Genomic DNA, 17,337 nt, shown 5'->3' on the forward strand with positions numbered 1-17,337 from the left:
GATGACTCGCCCCCATGTATCCCCTTCGGGGATAAAAGAAAGTAGGTCATCGCCAAGCGCCTAATTATCTCATTGAGATGTAACGAAGCCAGCTGAATAAGCTGGCTTTTTTGCGTTTGAAATTTGTGAAATCAACCTAGTTTATACTCAATTTATATCATTAAGATTAAATATCTAATCGGTTCAGAGCCTCACAGGTATCTCAACCGCAACGGCATTCGGACGCCACGCACTGGTCATCATGGACGGAGTTGGCTGGCATCAACAGGATTTGACCGATAACTTTGATAATCTCACCCTCCTCAAGTTGCCTCCTTATTCACCGGAGTTGAATCCGATGGAGCTGGTATGGCATGGCTGGGTCAAAATGTGTTGGCCAATCGTTGTGTTAGTGGCTATGGCGACATTGTCGACCAGTGTTCTATCGCATGGAATGAGAGGAAAGTAAGAGTGATAGAGTTGTGTACTAGCCAGTGAAATGTTCTGACCAGTTAATTCATTAAGTTGGTATAGGTTTGTCTCCGGTTACTCTCTCCATAACTCCAAATGTGCTGATTTAGTCTCGATAGTTATCAATGGCTAGATACAAAAAAGCAGCCATAAGGCTGCTTTCTTCAATTTATACACAGCTATCGCGAGGTCTAAGCTTCTTTCAGCCACTGTGCGGCACGTTTAGCGAAGTAAGTTAAGATACCGTCTGCGCCTGCGCGTTTAAAGCAAAGTAGAGATTCCATAACGATGGCTTTTTCGGCCAACCAACCATTTTGGATAGCGGCCATGTGCATGGCGTACTCACCACTGACTTGATAGGCGAATGTAGGCACTGCAAGTTCAGTTTTTACGCGGTGCACTATATCTAAATATGGCATGCCTGGCTTAACCATGACCATATCGGCACCTTCTTGAATATCAAGTGCAACTTCGTGGAGGGCTTCGTCACTGTTTGCAGGATCCATTTGGTAGCTGTGTTTGTTACCACCTTTGAGATTACCAGCCGAGCCTACTGCGTCACGGAAGGGGCCGTAGTAGCTTGAGGAGTATTTGGCTGAGTAAGCCATGATTTGGGTGTTTACGTGGCCTGCTGCTTCTAACGCTTGGCGAATAGCACCTATGCGGCCATCCATCATGTCCGACGGTGCAACTATGTCAGCACCGGCTTCGGCGTGTGACAATGCTTGCTTCACTAAAATCTCGGTAGTGATGTCGTTTAGGATGTAGCCAGTCTCATCTATGATGCCGTCTTGGCCATGAGTGGTGAAGGGATCCAGTGCTACGTCCGTCATGATGCCAAGCTGTGGAAAGGCTTTTTTAAGCTCGCGTACAGCGCGTTGCACTAAAGCATCGGCGTTATACGCTTCTTCTGCCATTAAGGTCTTTTTCTCTGCTGGGGTCACAGGGAAGAGTGCAATTAATGGGATGCCTAACTCAACCAATTCTTCGGCTTCTTTTAGTAGCAAATCGATTGAGTAACGTTCAATACCTGGCATAGAGGCGATCTTTTCACTGCGATTGCTGCCTTCTAGAACAAACATAGGATAAATCAGGTCGTTGACCGTCAGCTGATTTTCAGCCATGAGGCGACGGCTAAAATCATGTTTACGCATGCGGCGCATTCTGCGCTGAGGGAAGGCACTGGTAATGATATTCACATTTGACTCCTAATTAGGTACTGGTCTTACTTGGAACGGATGAATACAAGCTGACTTGATTACGTCCACTATTTTTGGCTTGGTAGAGGGCTTTATCCGCTTGTTCTAATAATTTGGTGCTGTGTTGATCGTTAGTGACGATATCGGCACTGACCCCAATACTGATAGTCAAAGGTATCACTTCACCTTCCCATTCGAAATGGAGAGAGGAAACTGCGTCTCTTATCGTTTCAGCTACCTGAAGTGCACCATCTTCTGCTGTATTAGGTAGGATGATAGCAAACTCCTCACCCCCATAACGTGATACGAGATCCGTTGGCCGCTTTAAATGTTGCTGTAATGTTTGGGCAATAGTGCGTAAAGCTTCATCACCTGCAAGATGGCCAAATCTGTCGTTGATCAACTTGAAGCGATCGATATCGAGCATCAACAGGGCTATTGGTGTTTCTTGCCTGCGACTGATCCTGCTTTCTGCAATCAAACGTTTATCGAAAGCACTACGGTTTTTGACCCCAGTTAAACTGTCGATAGTGCTTTGTTCGGTGAGCTTTTGATTCACCTCATGCAATTCTCTGAGGGTGATTTCAAGTTCTAAAGTACGCTCTTGTACCATCTGTTCGAGTTTCTCATTGCTCTCGGCTTCTGCTTTTAGGGCTTCTTCCCGCGCACTACGAATTTTCTGTGCTTGTTTCAAGGCTTCTTGCTGGATACGCAGTTTAGCTTTGCGCTCATCGTTATAACGGATGGCAAGTACCAAAGACATAAAGATGATTTCAAATGTCAGGCCGAGCATGACAGGGGTTTGCGGTTTTAAGTTGAGGTCAATCACGCTGAGATATAGCAAGCTACTGATGCAAGCTCCTGTCAGCATACTCACCCAGCCAATAGTGTACATACGTGCCAGTTTATGGCCATTGATAGCCTGACTAATGGCAAAGACCATCAGGACTAGGCTGAGCACTGCAACGGAAATGATCTCGATATAGAGCGCTGTGCCATATTGGATAAATGGTGTGGTGAGTCCAACACAGAGGATATACACAGCGCTGTAGCGGCAAGTTAATAGCATGCGGCGGTTTAAATATTTGAGCTGTAATATTTTTTCGGTAAACATCAGCGCAAACGCCATAACGATTGGCAGTAAAAATGGCACCATAACTTGCTGTAATATCGGCCAATTTGGCCAGAGGAATCGAAAGGCAAAACCGTTGATGGTAGCGACTAGCAAGGTCATGCTAAGCACGTAGCCGGAATAATAGCTGTAACTGAATGAGCCCGATGCAATGGCAATAAAGAGGCTAAAGATACCAATCGCGGCCAGTACGCCGAGTTGGAAACCATGTTCGACGGCGGTGGATTCGGCAATCTGGGCTAAGTCATTAGATGACCAGAGGTTTAACGGTATTGCAGCGCTGCCTTCGGTCTGAATATGCAAATAAAAAGTATGGGTATCATCCATGTTGAGCTTAAAAGGATACAGGAAGATATTGCTCAAAAATGGCCGTTCGTTATAGGGAAAGGTGTCGCCCATAAGCACAGTATTAGCGAGCTTATTATTGATTAAATGGTAGATAGTCACTTTGTCTAACAATGGGTTATCTAACGCTAAAATGCGTGAAAGTGTTTCGTCTGGGCTGGTTAAGCTGAAACTCAGCCAAAAATCATGGCCGCTGAGTTTTTGAATGTCTTTATTGGTGAAGTTATGCCAATCCGTTTTTGGCAAGGCTTGGATCTCGGTAAATTCCTTCTCCGAAGTGGGGTGGCTCACCATCAACCAAGGCGTAAGGTTTAACGGTGTCGCTGTTGATTCATCAATGCTTAATAGGGTTGCGAATGAAGGTGTTGAACACATCCATAGCCACAGCAAGAGTATGAGTGACGAGTTTCGTTTAAGCATGGACTCGGTCCAAATTAAAAAAAGCTACGCTATTCTGGTAGCAACGCGCTGCAAACTCATCAGCATTTTCACCGCGCAAGTTTGCAATATAACTCGCGATGTAGGGGAGATATTCGGGCTTGTTCTTACTCGATTTAGGCTTAGGCCTCATGCTGCGAGGTAATAAGTACGGACTATCGGTTTCGATTAAAATACGATTCTGCGGAATAAATGGCACGAGTTGCGCTAACTCTTGGCCACGTCTTTCATCGCAGACCCAGCCTGTAATGCCTAAGTGTAAATCGAGGTCGATATAGGCTTCCATTTGGGCGTGAGTGCCAGTGAAACAATGCAAAAGCGCGCCACTAAGCTGCGGGCGATATTCCCGCAGGATTGCAATAAAGTCTGCGTGAGCATCGCGTTCGTGCATCAGCACGGGCATTTGCAATTCAGCCGCTAAGGCGAGTTGGGCAATAAATGCTTGGCGCTGTATGGGTCGAGGAGAGAAATCACGATTGTAGTCTAAGCCACATTCGCCAACGGCAACCACTTGTGGTGCTTGGCAGAGTTCGGCTTGTCGCTTGCTTGAGTCTGCTTGCCAGCCACTGGCATGGTGAGGATGCACACCAGAAGTACAATAAAGTTGATTAGGATATTGTTCGCAGATAGCAATTGCTGCTGCACTTTCAGATAAATCGCTGCCAATAACAATTAACGGCGAAACCCCTTGGTCCGCCGCCGCTTGTATTATTGATGCTGTGTCTGGTTCGAGTGCGCTGCCAAGTAAATTGACAGCGATATCTATGTATGAGGGCATTAGTTTAGGCGTTTCACCCGTGCTTTAGCATTGCGATTATCAGTACCCATTAAGAAAGATCCTAAGGCGGCCTTTTCAATGTAGACTTTTTCGCCTTGCTTTAGGCTGAACTTACGGCCGTCAGTTTGTTTCCATACCTGACCGTTAGTGAATGTTACTTTGATAGCACCGTAGGGATCTTCTGTAATAGACTGTACTTCAAGATAAATTTTATCGACAGTATTCTCTTGAACGCGCTTAGCTTCCATTCCAAAGTCATCGACAATATTAGCCGCTGCCGCTTGTGGTGCGGTGGCCGCTACTGCTACAGCAGTCGGGGCTACAACGGTCGCTACAGTCGCTGGCGCAACTTGAGTGCTCGCCAAGGCTGGGGTTACGCCTTTGACACTCTCGGCTAGCTTGTCATAACAAATTAAGCGGTCGAGTTTATCGGCGGTTGCAGCACATTGGGTTAACTGTTGTTCAATGCTGGCATTTGCTTGGACTGATACCAGCATAATTGCTGCTGCCATAAGAGTTAAGCGCATGAGAATGTTCCTTATTATATTATTCCCCTAACGCCATCGAGGACGTTAGTCGTTTGTTTGTTCGCTATCTTCGTCTGACTCGTCATCACCTTGCTTACTGTAGAAACGAGCCGCTAATAAACCGCCTTCGAACAATAACAGCATTGGTACCGCAAGCATAGTCTGGGAAATTACATCCGGTGGGGTTAATAACATGCCTACAACGAAAGCGCCCACAACGATATAAGGACGTTTTTGCTTGAGATCTTCAGGTGTTGTCACGCCCGCCCAACAGAGTAAAACAACGGCAATAGGGATTTCAAAGGACAGGCCGAAGGCAAAGAACAGCTTCAAGACGAAATCAAGGTAACTGGTAATGTCAGTCGCGACTTGTACACCCTCAGGTGCAGTATTGGCGAAGAAGCCAAAAACGACGGGGAACACTATGTAATAAGCGAAGGCGATGCCGAGATAAAACAATAAGGTGCTGCTAAACAGCAGAGGCATCACTAAACGTTTTTCATGCTTGTATAAACCCGGTGCGACAAAAGACCAGATCTGGAACAACACATAGGGCACTGCGACAAAAAACGATAATACTAAGGTCAATTTAAAAGGCGCGAAGAAAGGGGCTGCGACATCAGTCGCAATCATGCTGCCACCAAGGGGTAAAGATTGCATTAAAGGTATTGCCATATAATGGTAAATGTCATTTGCCCAGTACACGCTGCAAATGAACACTAATAACACGCTGGCAATGGATTTTAGCAGCTTGGACCTAAGTTCAAGCAAATGGCTGATAAGTGGCTGCTGTTGCGACATGAATTATCCGTTGGCTTTCGGGTTAGAACGGGTATCCGCGCCCTGAGTTGGCTCATTTGGCGTAGTGGGAGATGCCGATGTTGGACTCGCCTCTACTGTGGCAGTCGGATTAGCTGGGCTCGCTTGAGCTGAACTAGTGTGAACTGTGCCCGCAACTGGAGAATGTATTTGATTCTCTGATGCAGGCGTGTCTTTGACCGGGTCCTGAACTTGATAAGGACGGTTCACTGACTGTGCCGCTTGCTTCAGTTGTTCAATAGACTCTTTGAGTTCCGGCGAGAGGTTAGATAAACCTTTGCTCTCGGCTTTTTTTAGATCGGCATGCAACTGCTCGATCTTCAACTCCTGCTCAAGTTCTTCTTTTACCGAGTTTGCCATGCGTTTCATCGCACGGATCCAACTCGTTACCGAACGTACCGCAACCGGTAGACGTTCGGGGCCAAGAACCACTAGCCCCAAAACACCGATCAGCAGCAGCTCCATAAAGCCGATACCGTCAAACATAAAGAGTTACGCCTGTTCTTTGTTAGACTCAGGTTTCTTTTCAGTCGCCTGTTGAGTCGTTTGTGCTGTTTTAGCCGCTTCGGTGTCTTCTAATGCCTTTTTATCTTCTTCTGAAGACATGGCGTTTTTGAAGCCTTTCACCGCACCACCTAAATCGCCGCCCAAAGAGCGTAATTTCTTAGTTCCAAACAACAAAACAACGATTAACGCAACGATAAGAAGTTGCCAAATACTAATACCACCCATGAAGGTATCCTCTTAATTGATATCGGTTCTATTATGAACCTATGATTAATTAGTGCTAGCTAAAATTTGCGATTCTTTGGCCTAGATCGCCATCCGACAAACCACAATATAATGCCTGAAATTAGACAAACATAAGGGGTCCATAGTGTAGCGTCTCTATTGATCAATAACGTGCCACAGATCAATAAAACTGCAGAAGTGATAAGCAAGTAGTTACTCTTGTGTGCCTGCTGCTGGTATTTCAAATACTTATCTAGCATTTGTTGCTGAGAACTCAGCAATTTCCTGCCTAATTTAAGGTTATCGTAAATCAGTTCAGGGAATTCTGGTAGTTTATCAGCCCAATATGGCAGTTTTGTGGATACCTTTTTAAACATAGCCTTAGGACCCACTTGGTCGGCCATCCACTGCTCTAAAAACGGTTTAGCGGTTTGCCATAAATCCAACTGCGGATACAGCTGACGACCTAAGCCTTCGATATAGAGTAAGGTTTTTTCTAGCAATACTAATTGCGGCTGTACCACGATATCGAAGTGGCGTGCGGTACGGAATAGTTCCAGCAACACATGGCCAAAGGAGATCTCATCGAGCGGTTTGTTGAACATAGGTTCACACACCACTTTGATCGCCTGTTCAAAAGCTTGTAGATCGGTTTTTTCCGATACCCAGCCAGACTCAATATAGAGTTGGGCGATTCGGTGATAATCGCGATTAAAGAAGGCGAGGAAATTCTCGGCGAGATAGCGTTTATCCACTTCGCTGAGTGTGCCCATGATGCCGCAATCGAGGCCAATGTAGTAAGGGTTCTCGGGATGATCGCGGGAAATAAAGATATTGCCCGGATGCATGTCGGCATGGAAAAAGTTATCGCGGAACACTTGGGTGAAAAACAGCTCTACACCACGCTCAGCCAATAACTTAAAGTTGGTGCCTTGCGCTTTAAGGGCGGCAATATCTGAGACCGAAATTCCGTAAATGCGCTCCATCACCATTAGGCGCGGATAGCAAAACTCTTCATACACATAAGGCACATAGAGCGCATCTGAGTCGAGGAAGTTATTGCGTAGCTTGACTGCATTTAAGGCTTCGAGCTTAAGGTTTAACTCGCCTAAAATGGTCACGCGGTAATCTTCAATCACTTCAGCAGGGCGCAGGCGATTACCTTCACCGAGGAGATAATCGATGACCTTGGCTGTTTGCGACATCAACTGCAGATCGGCCTGAATTTTAGCTTCTACATTCGGTCGTAACACCTTAAGTACGACGTCCTTACCGTTAGATTTCAGGGTCGCGGTATGCACCTGCGAAATAGAGGCTGAGGCCAGCGGTGTTTCATTAAAGTCATCGAATAGGGATTCAATTGGTGCTTTTAGTTCAGCTTCAATTGCTTGGCGAGCAAGCGCGCCATCAAAGGGCGGCACCTTGTCCTGCAGCATGGCCAATTCACTGGCCCATTCATCGCTGAGTAAATCGCGGCGGGTCGAGAGCATTTGCCCAAGCTTAATATAAACGGGGCCGAGTTCCTGCATCGCCAATTTTAAGCGTTCGCCACCGGGCTTATTCTTATGCTTATTGCGGATCCAGAACAGACTATTACGGGCGAGTTTAAAGTACCAAGGTGTCATCTTTGGCGGCAATACGTCATCTAACCCGTACTGAAGCAAGGTCTTGATGACATGGTAACCACGGCGGATACTGGCAAGGGTCATGGCTTAATTTGGTCTCTTAATTGGGCAATCCGTTGTTCAATCGCGCGGGTATCGGCAACTAAATCATCCATTTGATCGCGAAAATGAAGTAACTCAATTGGGTGCGGTGCGAGGCGATACTCTTCAACGGCGAGTTGCCCTAAGTGGGAGCGCGTTTTACGCAACACTTCGAGTGCAAAACCCTTTGCCTGATGGCCAGTGCTGATGAGCTTGTGGGTGGGCCCATCGCCTAAATAACGCGAAATTGGCTCGGCAAAGTCAAACTCGATACCGCGTAGATATTGGCTAAAGCTTTGTAATAGATTGAGATCGCCCTCAAGCTTGAGCTTATCTTGCTTGATAAGTTCAGTCAGGTTTGCGCCTTCGGACACACGGTAAAGTGTGGTCGCATCGGCATGCAGACTGACATCGACATTGCCTTCATAGCGGCTCAGTACTTGGATCTCTTTGGCAAACACCAAATAGAGTGGCCAGCTGAGCTGCGATAATTGGATACGAAACACTTTGCCATGCAACTGGCGCTGGCGCGAATAGTCGTCACCCGCTTGAGCCTGAAGTTTTTTCAGGCCCGTTTCAATTGCGGCGCAGACAAGCAGCACAACTTCTTGCGGCATCATTAGAATTTATAACCACGGTGCAATGCGACAATGCCGTCGGTCATGTTGGTGTAGTCGACTTGCTCGAAGCCGGCATCTACCATCATTTGCTTTAATGTATATTGATCTGGATGCATACGAATCGATTCGGCCAGATACTCGTAGCTGTCGGCATCTTTAGTGATGAGTTCGCCCATCTTAGGTAAGACTTTGAAGCTATATAAATCATACACTTTGCGCATGATTTCATGCTGAGGCTTAGAGAACTCAAGCACTAATAACTTGCCACCTGGCTTAAGCACGCGGTTCATCGAACGCAGCGCCGCATCTTTATCGGTCACGTTACGCAGACCAAAGGCGATGGTAATGATGTCGAAGTGGTTATCGGGAAACGGCAGTGCTTCGGCGTTGGCTTGCACATAACTGACATTGCTGACTATGCCCTTGTCGCGCAGTTTAGTGCGCCCGACTTTTAACATGGAATCGTTAATGTCAGCTAAAACCACTTCACCTTTATCGCCCACTAAGTGAGAGAATTTTGCGGTTAAGTCACCTGTGCCGCCAGCCAAATCGAGCACTTTCATGCCAGGGCGGGCGCCAGAGACTTCAATGGTGTAACGCTTCCAAAAACGGTGAATGCCGAAGGACATCACATCGTTCATTATGTCGTACTTAGCGGCAACAGAATGAAACACGCCGGCAACGAGTTCGGCCTTTTTATCGGCCTCTACGGTTTTGTAACCAAAGTGGGTACTTTTAGATTCGCCCTCAGACATCAATGTGTTCCTATTGTTTTGCAATGTATTAGTTGCGAGTGTAAGCCATCGCCTGCATTTGCTGAATCTTTGATCTATCACTCTGTGATCGAGCTAGTAAACTAACTGCAATGCCTTAGCTTGAGGCACTCCCTAGCAGTCGTAGGATTCAGTGCTTGTCGACCACGTAAAATTGACCTGGCATTAGACCACAATATCAGGATTTGGTGAATAGCTTAGCGCCCAGTTGGCGGTAACTGGTGGCGCTCATTGCGCCAAAAACTGCATCCGAGCCTGCACATAAGCGTAGATAAGCTCGCTGAGGCTTTGGCCAACATCCCTAAATCCGGCTTCAATTCCCGCTTCGTGGCAACTTGGCGCAGCCTCGGCTAAATGCAAATAAGCACAAGGGCAGTGGCGGGCGATATAACTGACATAATGTGCCGCATCGAGCAGCGGCACACCCGCTGCCGTTGAGGCGCTACTGGGCATTTTAGCGATAGCGTCGACGTCGAGCTCCAGCCCTACGGGCAAACCTGTGTCATTCAGTCTGGCGGCGATCTCAAGCAAGGCTTGGCTGAGGCTGATTTCGCGGCGTACCCAAATTTGTTGCAAGCTATGCCAAGTGCCACCAAATTCGATGAGTTGGCTTAGGTTGGCTTCGCTGTTTTTTAACTCGTGTAAACCCAGTACATGGTAGCAACCTAAGGCGCCGCGATCAGCCGCGTAACTAAAACCATTGCCGCTGTGACGACCTTCAAGCAGACGAAAATCCGAATGAGGATCGAGATTCACTGCGGCCACTTGGCGTTGGTAATGGCCGTAGGTCGCCATCAATAAACCATAGGCATTGTTGTGACCGCCGCCGATGAGTATGGGTTCTAAACCCGCTTTTAAAATTGTACTAACGATACGGATAACGCGCTCATCGAGTTGCTCCACCGCATCGCGTAATTCATCTAAGGTGACGTGAGTGTTAGCTGTTGTATTACCCGCGGTTTGTTGCTGCAGATCGGCGGTGTTCACTTGGCCTAATACTAGGCATTCGGCACCGGAAAGAAAGCGATTAGATTGCAGATTGAGCCATTGGCGCATACAGGTTGTGAACGCATCGGTCGCGCCGCCGCGGCCCAAATTGGCGCGTGGACCAATATCTTCGCCAACGCCGAAAATAGCAAAGTTTGCCCCATGGGCTTTGGCTGTGGCGAGTATGGTCTCTAACGTGTGTTCGTGATTAGCCAGATGGACGCATTGGCCTAACTTAGTTTCGCCGGTTCTTGGGCTGACTAATGAGGCAATATCTGTATGGGTAAAGGGAATAAATTCAGGCATAGATTGATATTCTTATTCGGCCGGAGTCGAGCTATTGTGGCCAGTGTGGCGCGAGGATTCAATGGGGAAACGCTGAAAATAGTGAATAAAAAAGCCAGCTTAGCTGGCTTTCTTGGCTGAACAGTGAGATTACTCAATGTCGAGTGGTTCAGGTGATAAAATCACACCTGTGTTATCAGCATAAATGTGATCGCCGGGTAAGAAAGTCACACCGCCAAAATTGACCGGAATTTCCACTTCGCCCACTGAATTGCCATCAGCACCCACTGGAATTGAGGCAAGAGCCTGAATACCAATGTCTAACTCTTCCAATGCATCCACATCGCGTACAGAACCGTAAACGATAATGCCTTCCCAGTTGTTGCTAACCGCAAGTTCAGCGATAGCACCATCGATCAGCGCACGGCGTAATGAGCCACCGCCATCAACGAGTAAGACTTTACCTTGACCATCCTCTTGTAGGACTTCGGTGATTAGGCCGTTGTCTTCAAAGCACTTGATGGTGCTAATAGAACCGCCAAAAGAGCTACAACCACCGTAGTTACTGAACATGGGCTCGACTACATCTACGACATCTAAGTACATGTCACATAATTCTGAGGTGTTGTATTCCATATTTACACTCCTATTGATCCGCGTTGCGTACAGTTTAGCGAGTTTACGCCAGTATAAAAGGGATTCTTGAAAAGAAAAGTGTTATCAATCACGGTATTGTTGCCATTGGGCTGTTAACACATCTGTAGTAAATTTTCGTCGCACTTTAGAAGTTATGCGGTAAAACTTGATATTAGTCATTAAATAACGGTTTTTTATTACAACTCTGTTGCGTGCTTTGGTATTATATCCCAAGTTTAAATTAACTTACTTAACTTAATTTGCTTTAGGGGCATGGACCCCCCGTTACGCTTATGGACGGTAGAGGGCCTTCGAGAGGTGCCTATGGAAGCTGTAAATACGATTGAAATTATTGGTTATTTTGCCTCTGTAATGGTGGCGATCTCTCTAATGATGAAGAATATCATTTGGTTGCGATGGTTGAATTTTGTGGGATGTACCCTGTTTGTTGTTTATGGGGTGTTTATTTCTGCTTGGCCAGTGGCCGGTATGAATGCGTTTGTTGCTTGTATTAATATTTACCATCTGACGAAAATTTACCGCGCTAAGGCGAATACTCCCGCCGCAGCCTAAGTTTATTTGATTGTGTTGCTCTTGGAATTCACGTTTAGAGCAACACAATATCCTGTCTCAGTCCTATCACTATTCCTAAATAAATCCCTTAGCTCCAGCATAACGTCCCTAGAATCCTTCTAGATCAAAGCCCAAGCCATGCTTCTTGTCATAAAACCTTCGGGCAGATGTCACTTAGCCGTCACAGGTCTTTCTTAGTCTCAAGTTATCTAATAGTACTTTAGCTAATTCGATTTGGGTTTGACTATTAGCAAACCGTAAATTAGCCAGCAAACAGTAAATAACAAATTCAATCGTGAGTAGGGCCTTGGTGAGTTGGTTGCGTGATACCAAGCACTCTAAGCGTCGTCGAGAGAATGCACAGATTAACATCGCAGTAAAACTCGCTGGCATGCCAGCAAGGAGCCTGTTTTATGTTGAGTTACGTTGCAGACTTAGATAAGCGAATGTTTTGCCATATCGTGAGTTTTACCCAACGTCATGGTTTATACGCCCATGCAAAGCGGGTATCGGCGAGTGGCGATGGGCATGTGTATTTATATTTGTCAGTGGGCTTGATGTTGACTCACGCTCAAGGGCAGGCCTTATTCAACTTGATGTTAGCGAGTTTTTTGGTTGAGTTGCCGCTGTATTTAGTGTTGAAAAATAGCATTCGCCGTACACGACCTTGCCATGCGCTTGTGGGATTTGAGAGTGGTTTTGAGCCATCGGATCGCTTCAGTTTACCGTCGGGACATACGGCCGCCGCCTTTGTGATGGCAACGAGCGTGGCGCAAATCTATCCAGCTGCGGCTCTTGTGGCGTATTTATGGGCTTTTAGCATAGGGGGCTCACGTATTGCACTTGGCGTGCATTATCCCTTAGATATTCTGGCGGGAGCCTCATTGGGGATTGGGTCGGTATTGCTGGTTCATCCGGTGATTTAATTCAAGCAAACGCACGTTAATCATTTCATCTCATTAGTTAGTTGGAATTCTCCTTCACTCATCAGTTTAAGGATACGTAATGCGAATACTCTACGGAGTTCAAGGCACAGGGAATGGCCACTTAAGTCGTGCACGCGTCATGGCTAAAGCACTGATGAAAAAAGATATTGAAGTAGACTTTTTATTTTCGGGGCGTAAGCCTGATCAGTTTTTTGATATGGAGTGTTTTGGCGATTATCGCGTACAAGCGGGCATGACGTTTGCGACTCACTCCGGGCGCGTGAATGTGCCACAAACGGTTCGGCAGAATCTGTCATTGTCGTTATTTAAAGATATTAAAGCCTTAGATCTCAGTTGCTACGATCTCGTGCTCAACGACTTTGAACCAGTATCGGCTTGGGCGGCGCGGCGCCAAGGCGTGCCATCCATTGGCATTAGCCATCAGGCGGCGTTGACTCACCCAGTGCCGAAACTCGGTAGCACTTGGTTTAATGAAATGCTGCTCAATAACTTTGCCCCTGTGGATGTGGCGCTGGGTTGTCATTGGCACCACTTTGGTTTTCCTATCTTGCCGCCTTTTGTCGAAGTGGATGCCAGCCCATTCGAACACACGCATCAAATCTTAGTGTATTTGCCATTTGAGGATGCGGATGTGATTGCCCGTTTCCTGTCGCATTTCAGTGACTATCAGTTTTTGGTGTACCACAGCCAACAGCCTAAGGGACAAGTTGCGGAACACATTAAGTGGCACGGCTTTAATCGTGAGGGCTTTAAGCAACATCTTGCCAGCTGCGGCGGTGTGATAGGCAATGCGGGCTTTGAGCTTGCCAGCGAAGCATTAACCTTAGGTAAAAAGCTGTTAGTGAAGCCACTGATTGGCCAGTTTGAGCAATTATCGAATGTGGCGGCGCTGCAACTCTTGGCGGCCGCAGACAGCATGATGAGTCTCGATGTGAGCGTCGTGAAGCGCTGGCTGAAAACGGCATCACCTAATCCGATTGCCTATCCTCAAGTCGGGGATGCGCTGGTTAAATGGATTGATGGCGGCGATTGGCACGATAGCCAGCCGCTATGTAAAGAGCTGTGGAGCCAAGTTACGCTGCCTGATACTTGGCGTTAAATCGGCTTATTTGCCGCGTTGAAAAGCGATTTAGGCACTAGCTGGGTCAATGGGGTTAGCGTATAATTTCGGCACTTTTGCTGTTAGCCCCTTTCAGCACGTCTATTTTGGCCTAGCTTGGCCGTTAATTATGTTGTTATAAATGAGCCTGAAAAAGTTTACCCAGTACAAGTTACTGTTTTTAATGTTGTTGTCGCTTTGTGTCTTACTCCCTTTTATTCCAGATCAGGCTTACCACATTCCCGGACCAGATATCGCGAAGCAAAACTTCCATGTGATTGAGTTTAACGATCAAGGTCAGCCCCATGACGAAAGGCAATGGCAAGGTCTAGAGGCGCGCATATCCCAGCCAGAACCTGCACAGATCCCTGAACTATTGATTTTTGTCCACGGCTGGCACCATAGTGCAGAGCCTAAAGATGAAAACTTTATCGCCTTCGAGCAGTTTTATCAGCAGATGGCAGCGTCCGATACGCAGCGCAACTTATTGGGTTTGTATATTGGCTGGCGCGGCGATAAATACGATCCCTTTTGGCTCGATGGCTCAGATGATGCGAAAAGCTGGATTGAACCCTTAGATTTTCCTACCATTTTACAGCGTAAACGGGTTGCTAAACGCATAGGTCAACTAGGTTTATCCCAACTGCTTGATAAGCTCGATGGCTTAGTCGCCGAGCATAAACTGCTGCGTTATACCGTGATTGGTCATAGTCTTGGCGGGGCAGTTGTTTTGCATGCCAGCAAAGATCGCATCAAGGCGGCTATCGATCATCAGCAGGATAATCCTAATTTATTCTTACTGTTAAACCCTGCCGTGCCCGCTAAGGAGTATCAACCACTCGATACCTTGGTGAGCTTAGATAGGCAAAAACCGAGTATGGTGGTGTTGCAATCGAAGGGGGATTTTGCAGTGAAAGAAGCCTTCAATTACATCAAGGACGGCGAGCGCGCTGTCGGGAACTCTTGGGCGATTACTCACGATATTGACAAATGCTCTGGTGGTAATTGCACTACGCCAATGAAGATGCCTTCGGCCTTGATGGCGCACGATCAAATCCCTGGCTGTATGATGACCTTGCCCCATTCTGGTTGGAAAATTCGCGCTCGTCTGCAGGCTCGCCGCAGTGTGCAAACCTGTCCCGATGCCAATATGCAGGCCGTGTGGGTGCTGGCGGTGTCAGATGAAATCGTCTCAGGACACAATGGTATTCTCACACCGGATCATGCCAAAGCTTTGTCTGAAGTGATGAGTATGATTGATTTGTATCGAAATCAATTACCTAAACATGCGGTTGAAAGTCTCGCCAACCAAGATCTCGGTACTTTAGCACCAGAGTCAGAAGCTGCAACATCCACACAAGGTGAAGCGCCAGTGCCAGAAGAGCCAGTGATAATTGTCGAGCCTTTACCGAGTGAGCAAAATTCAGACTCTAAGAAAGGTGAGTCATCTATCTCCAAAGAACCACCAGCACCAATTGATCCTGAACCACAGCCTGAGATTCAGCTAAAGGACAATCTTGAATAGCAACCTTAGAATAAAGACATTTAAGTCTAAGAAAAGCGCTTAATCACTTAAAGATAGGGCGAATAACCACCAGATTGAACTTGATGTTATCTGCCAATCTGGTGGTCGTTTGAACGAGATTATGCCGTTTTAAACTGTTTAACATTTTGCTCTAAGGTTTTTGCCAGCACCTCAAGCTTTTCACTTGCCATGGTAATTTTACTGGCTTGTTCCTCTGCGAGCGAAGCTGAATGGGTTATCTCGCTAAAGTTATGATTGATTTCTGAGGCGACAACGGATTGTTCTTCCGCTGCCGTAGCAATCTGGGTGTTCATATCACTTATTTTAGTGACTGATAGATTGATCGCATACAAGGAGTCTCCTGCAGATTTGGCTTGTTGGACGCTGATATCAGCCTGAACTTTACCTTCATTCATCACTGCAACGGCGTTCATTGAGTTGCCTTGCATCTTCCCGATAACCGTTTGTATTTGCCCTGTGGATTCCTGAGTGCGGCGGGCTAGATTGCGAACCTCATCGGCAACAACAGCAAAACCACGACCTTGTTCGCCGGCTCTTGCCGCTTCAATTGCGGCATTGAGTGCAAGCAAATTAGTTTGCTCTGCAATGCTTTGGATAACTTCCAATACTGAACCAATTTGACGGCTATCTTCCGACAGATTATTGATAACCTCAGCCGCTTCGCTGACTTTATCCGCGAGCTGATTAATGCTTGCTTGGGTTTTAGCGACTTCATTCTGCCCAGCCGTGAATTCATTCATGGCGGTTTGCGCTAACACCGCCGCATCGCTGGTGTGGTTTGCGACCTCGGAAACAGTCGAAGACATTTGATGAATTGCCGTTGCGCCTTGTTCTGTGGCAGCTTTTTGATTACCTATTAACTCCTCGTTGTACTGTGCGGTGAGTAATAATTCATTTGATGCGGCAAGTAACTCGCTGGCCGCTTTGATCGAATTTTTAGTGATCCCCGACATATGGTCAGTTAAATCTTTAAGTGCACTTAAAATACTTTCGGAAGTATGGAATTTGACTTGTGTCGTTAAATCACCAGATGCTATTTCTTTTATCACAGCAGCCGCATATTCAAGCTCGCCACCAACGAGTTTTTTTAATCGATTGACGGTACTCATAGCCACAAGGGAGCCGATAATAATCGCAATAGTGGTCACAACGAGCATAATCCACTGAAAACTGTTTGTTTGCTCACGGGCGGAGGCAACCTGATGTTGTATTGCTTCCTCTTGATAATCGATTAACTTATTAATTCGCTTAAGCCATTCGCTGTATGCAGGTGAAACTGTGGTAATCAAATAATCGGTTGCTTCGGCTTGGCGGCCATTGTTGACCATAGTCAGTAAGTTTTCGGTCAAAGATAAAGTTGAAGCCTCGGTTTCTTTAATTGACCGTAACAGGTTTTGCTCTTCTTGACTGTGCTTCACTCTTGCGTACATGTTATCTAATACAAGTGCCGCTTTCTGGTAGTACTCATTCAGACGAATAATGTCATTTTGGTGTAATTTTGATTTATCGCTATCTTTGGCTAAAACGACATCCCTAATAGAAATAGCCCTATCATGCACGCTACCACGGAAGTTGATGGCTTGACGTTGTTCTACGGCGGTTTGCTCGGACAGTTCTGTCAAATTTTGATCTGCTATGCTGATTTTGAACAGGCCAAAGAGTGTTATACCAAGCATGATCAATAGCAGCACTGCGAAGCCTGAATACAAACGTTTTATTACATTCATTTATAACACCTTATTTTG

17 protein-coding genes and 1 pseudogene are annotated in these 17,337 nt (G+C 46.5%); 5 read left to right on the plus strand and 13 right to left on the minus strand.

Features of this window, described 5'->3' with window-relative positions:
• Positions 1–199: 199 nt before the first annotated feature.
• A pseudogene (locus AYJ58_RS04995) lies at positions 200–477 on the plus strand (transposase); the annotation flags it as partial.
• Between the two features lie 164 nt (positions 478–641).
• On the opposite strand, the gene hemB reads toward AYJ58_RS04995, so the two are convergent.
• From hemB to rraA, 12 genes are all read right to left on the minus strand, one after another.
• Positions 642–1,649 (minus strand): porphobilinogen synthase, encoded by a 1,008-nt coding sequence (gene hemB, locus AYJ58_RS05000; RefSeq protein ID WP_106649229.1) that lies wholly within the window; start codon positions 1,647–1,649, stop codon positions 642–644.
• A 13-nt stretch (positions 1,650–1,662) separates the two neighbouring features.
• Positions 1,663–3,546: a sensor domain-containing diguanylate cyclase gene (locus AYJ58_RS05005; protein WP_106649230.1), complete on the minus strand. Its 1,884-nt coding sequence runs from the start codon at positions 3,544–3,546 to the stop codon at positions 1,663–1,665.
• A complete protein-coding gene (locus AYJ58_RS05010; RefSeq protein WP_106649231.1) occupies positions 3,539–4,342 on the minus strand; it encodes a TatD family hydrolase in 804 nt (267 codons plus the stop codon). Before AYJ58_RS05010 ends, AYJ58_RS05005 begins: the two co-directional genes overlap by 8 nt.
• On the minus strand, positions 4,342–4,869 hold the full coding sequence (locus AYJ58_RS05015) for a hypothetical protein (RefSeq protein ID WP_106649232.1): 528 nt from the start codon (positions 4,867–4,869) through the stop codon (positions 4,342–4,344). Before AYJ58_RS05015 ends, AYJ58_RS05010 begins: the two co-directional genes overlap by 1 nt.
• Positions 4,870–4,914: 45 nt before the next feature.
• A complete protein-coding gene (tatC, locus tag AYJ58_RS05020) occupies positions 4,915–5,670 on the minus strand; it encodes a twin-arginine translocase subunit TatC (RefSeq protein WP_106649233.1) in 756 nt (251 codons plus the stop codon).
• A 3-nt stretch (positions 5,671–5,673) separates the two neighbouring features.
• Complete coding sequence (gene tatB, locus AYJ58_RS05025; RefSeq protein ID WP_006083330.1) at positions 5,674–6,174, minus strand: Sec-independent protein translocase protein TatB; 501 nt, start codon at positions 6,172–6,174, stop codon at positions 5,674–5,676.
• Positions 6,175–6,180: 6 nt separating this feature from the next.
• On the minus strand, positions 6,181–6,420 hold the full coding sequence (tatA, locus tag AYJ58_RS05030; protein ID WP_006083329.1) for a Sec-independent protein translocase subunit TatA: 240 nt from the start codon (positions 6,418–6,420) through the stop codon (positions 6,181–6,183).
• A 59-nt stretch (positions 6,421–6,479) separates the two neighbouring features.
• Positions 6,480–8,129, minus strand: a complete 1,650-nt coding sequence (gene ubiB / locus AYJ58_RS05035) for a ubiquinone biosynthesis regulatory protein kinase UbiB (RefSeq protein ID WP_106649234.1) — start codon at positions 8,127–8,129, stop codon at positions 6,480–6,482.
• On the minus strand, positions 8,126–8,746 hold the full coding sequence (locus AYJ58_RS05040) for a ubiquinone biosynthesis accessory factor UbiJ (RefSeq protein WP_106649235.1): 621 nt from the start codon (positions 8,744–8,746) through the stop codon (positions 8,126–8,128). The genes ubiB and AYJ58_RS05040 overlap by 4 nt, the downstream gene beginning before the upstream one ends.
• On the minus strand, positions 8,746–9,501 hold the full coding sequence (ubiE, locus tag AYJ58_RS05045; protein WP_106649236.1) for a bifunctional demethylmenaquinone methyltransferase/2-methoxy-6-polyprenyl-1,4-benzoquinol methylase UbiE: 756 nt from the start codon (positions 9,499–9,501) through the stop codon (positions 8,746–8,748). Before ubiE ends, AYJ58_RS05040 begins: the two co-directional genes overlap by 1 nt.
• Before the next feature lie 246 nt (positions 9,502–9,747).
• Positions 9,748–10,812, minus strand: coding sequence for a formimidoylglutamase (locus tag AYJ58_RS05050; protein ID WP_106649237.1), 1,065 nt, complete (start codon positions 10,810–10,812; stop codon positions 9,748–9,750).
• 129 nt (positions 10,813–10,941) lie between these two features.
• Positions 10,942–11,427: a ribonuclease E activity regulator RraA gene (gene rraA, locus AYJ58_RS05055; protein ID WP_006083324.1), complete on the minus strand. Its 486-nt coding sequence runs from the start codon at positions 11,425–11,427 to the stop codon at positions 10,942–10,944.
• Between the two features lie 324 nt (positions 11,428–11,751).
• Here rraA and AYJ58_RS05060 point away from each other — a divergent pair, with 324 nt between their 5' ends.
• From AYJ58_RS05060 to AYJ58_RS05075, 4 genes are all read left to right on the plus strand, one after another.
• On the plus strand, positions 11,752–12,000 hold the full coding sequence (locus tag AYJ58_RS05060) for a YgjV family protein (protein ID WP_006083323.1): 249 nt from the start codon (positions 11,752–11,754) through the stop codon (positions 11,998–12,000).
• Positions 12,001–12,413: 413 nt separating this feature from the next.
• Positions 12,414–12,926: a phosphatase PAP2 family protein gene (locus AYJ58_RS05065; RefSeq protein ID WP_106649238.1), complete on the plus strand. Its 513-nt coding sequence runs from the start codon at positions 12,414–12,416 to the stop codon at positions 12,924–12,926.
• Between the two features lie 79 nt (positions 12,927–13,005).
• Positions 13,006–14,046: an MJ1255/VC2487 family glycosyltransferase gene (locus AYJ58_RS05070; RefSeq protein ID WP_106649239.1), complete on the plus strand. Its 1,041-nt coding sequence runs from the start codon at positions 13,006–13,008 to the stop codon at positions 14,044–14,046.
• 142 nt (positions 14,047–14,188) lie between these two features.
• The gene (locus AYJ58_RS05075) at positions 14,189–15,571 is read left to right on the plus strand and encodes an alpha/beta hydrolase family protein (RefSeq protein WP_106649240.1); all 1,383 of its coding nucleotides are present in this window, start codon (positions 14,189–14,191) and stop codon (positions 15,569–15,571) included.
• 119 nt (positions 15,572–15,690) lie between these two features.
• Here the strand turns inward: AYJ58_RS05075 and AYJ58_RS05080 are convergent, their stop codons facing one another.
• Entirely contained in the window at positions 15,691–17,319 is a 1,629-nt protein-coding gene (locus AYJ58_RS05080; protein ID WP_106649241.1) for a methyl-accepting chemotaxis protein, read from the minus strand.
• Positions 17,320–17,337: the final 18 nt, after the last annotated feature.

This window comes from Shewanella sp. Pdp11, assembly GCF_002838165.1.
GTDB classification, from domain to species: domain Bacteria; phylum Pseudomonadota; class Gammaproteobacteria; order Enterobacterales; family Shewanellaceae; genus Shewanella; species Shewanella hafniensis.

Coding starts and splice junctions, on each gene's coding strand:
- AYJ58_RS05080 (WP_106649241.1), bottom strand. CDS start 17,319: ATGAATGTAATAAAACGTTTGTATTCAGGCTTCGCAGTGCTGCTATTG.
- rraA (WP_006083324.1), bottom strand. CDS start 11,427: ATGGAATACAACACCTCAGAATTATGTGACATGTACTTAGATGTCGTA.
- AYJ58_RS05060 (WP_006083323.1), top strand. CDS start 11,752: ATGGAAGCTGTAAATACGATTGAAATTATTGGTTATTTTGCCTCTGTA.
- AYJ58_RS05005 (WP_106649230.1), bottom strand. CDS start 3,546: ATGCTTAAACGAAACTCGTCACTCATACTCTTGCTGTGGCTATGGATG.
- AYJ58_RS05015 (WP_106649232.1), bottom strand. CDS start 4,869: ATGCGCTTAACTCTTATGGCAGCAGCAATTATGCTGGTATCAGTCCAA.
- AYJ58_RS05010 (WP_106649231.1), bottom strand. CDS start 4,342: ATGCCCTCATACATAGATATCGCTGTCAATTTACTTGGCAGCGCACTC.
- tatC (WP_106649233.1), bottom strand. CDS start 5,670: ATGTCGCAACAGCAGCCACTTATCAGCCATTTGCTTGAACTTAGGTCC.
- tatB (WP_006083330.1), bottom strand. CDS start 6,174: ATGTTTGACGGTATCGGCTTTATGGAGCTGCTGCTGATCGGTGTTTTG.
- AYJ58_RS05075 (WP_106649240.1), top strand. CDS start 14,189: ATGAGCCTGAAAAAGTTTACCCAGTACAAGTTACTGTTTTTAATGTTG.
- AYJ58_RS05065 (WP_106649238.1), top strand. CDS start 12,414: ATGTTGAGTTACGTTGCAGACTTAGATAAGCGAATGTTTTGCCATATC.
- AYJ58_RS05050 (WP_106649237.1), bottom strand. CDS start 10,812: ATGCCTGAATTTATTCCCTTTACCCATACAGATATTGCCTCATTAGTC.
- AYJ58_RS05070 (WP_106649239.1), top strand. CDS start 13,006: ATGCGAATACTCTACGGAGTTCAAGGCACAGGGAATGGCCACTTAAGT.
- tatA (WP_006083329.1), bottom strand. CDS start 6,420: ATGGGTGGTATTAGTATTTGGCAACTTCTTATCGTTGCGTTAATCGTT.
- ubiE (WP_106649236.1), bottom strand. CDS start 9,501: ATGTCTGAGGGCGAATCTAAAAGTACCCACTTTGGTTACAAAACCGTA.
- ubiB (WP_106649234.1), bottom strand. CDS start 8,129: ATGACCCTTGCCAGTATCCGCCGTGGTTACCATGTCATCAAGACCTTG.
- AYJ58_RS05040 (WP_106649235.1), bottom strand. CDS start 8,746: ATGATGCCGCAAGAAGTTGTGCTGCTTGTCTGCGCCGCAATTGAAACG.